This window comes from Microbacterium sp. B24 (assembly GCF_000333415.1).
GTDB lineage: Bacteria > Actinomycetota > Actinomycetes > Actinomycetales > Microbacteriaceae > Microbacterium.
Genome location: NZ_BADB01000541.1, coordinates 1 through 1,002, shown reverse-complemented (window position 1 = coordinate 1,002; position 1,002 = coordinate 1). Strand labels below are relative to the sequence as shown.

The 1,002-nt window shown below is 71.1% G+C and carries 1 protein-coding gene and 1 pseudogene; one reads left to right on the top strand and one right to left on the bottom strand.

Features of this window, described 5'->3' with window-relative positions; translation table 11 throughout:
- Positions 1-526, bottom strand: a pseudogene (locus tag I5I_RS15820) (S9 family peptidase); the annotation flags it as partial.
- Between the two features lie 149 nt (positions 527-675).
- Here I5I_RS15820 and I5I_RS15815 point away from each other — a divergent pair.
- A partial coding sequence (locus tag I5I_RS15815; protein WP_036322064.1) for a methylenetetrahydrofolate reductase occupies positions 676-1,002 on the top strand: 327 nt, incomplete at its 3' end.

The following is a 1,002-nucleotide window of genomic DNA, read 5'->3' as shown; positions in this document are numbered from 1 at the left end:
CGAGACGGTCGCCGCGCGGCGACAGCGCGGGCTGAGCGACGAAGTCGCTGCCCGCGACGAGGTCGCTCGCTCCCTCACCCTGCAGGTCGATGCGCACGATCGCCCGTTCACGGCCCGTCCGTTCGCGGATGGCCAGCAGCATGCCGCCGGACGCGCGAAGCCCGCCGTAGCGGACGTCCGCGTCGTTCGTCAGGCGACGCGGCTCCGAGCCGGGTTCGCGCACCCACACCTGCTGGTCTCGCCGTTCGACGAAGAACAGTCGGCCGGCCTCGTCGACCGCCCAGGATCCCCCGCCGTACTCGTGCACGCCGGATCTGGCGTTCCACGGCGCCGGCAGGACGGGGTGCACCCTTCCGGTGGCATCGCGCCGGAACACCGCGGTGCGGCCGGCCTCGTCGGCCACCGTCTGCGCCCACCACACCTCGTCGCCGACGAGCGCGGCACCGTCGATGCGGGGTGACGACGCGGAAGCCCACGCGGCCGTGAACGGAGAGGGCCAGGATCCATAGGGGTGCACATCGACCATGCCTGCCACGCTACGCGCCTGCGTCAGTCGACGTCGCAGGACACGTCTCGTCACACGCGGGGACGGGCGGCAAGGTGGCTCTACAGTGGTGGCACCGAGGCTGCGGTACGCCGGCTGCACGACCCCGACGCGAGAGAAGGCACCGAGCGATGACGTCTCACGAACCGCACATCGCTGCTGCGCGGGCCGGCGGCGAGGCATCGCCGCAGGTTCCGTTCTCGTTCGAGATCTATCCTCCGCGCACGCTGGCGCAGTTGCCTGCGCTCCACGAGACCATCCGCGTGCTGGCCGAGGCGGGGCCGCGGTTCATCTCCGTGACGTTCGGCGCCGGAGGCTCGACCACCGATCGCTCGCTCGCCGTGCTGACGCATATCCTCCGCGAAACGCGGGTTCCCCCCGTTGCGCATGTGACATGCGTCGGCAGCAGCTATGCCGAGGCGACGGACTCTAGAGGATCCCCGGGTCCGAGCTCGAAT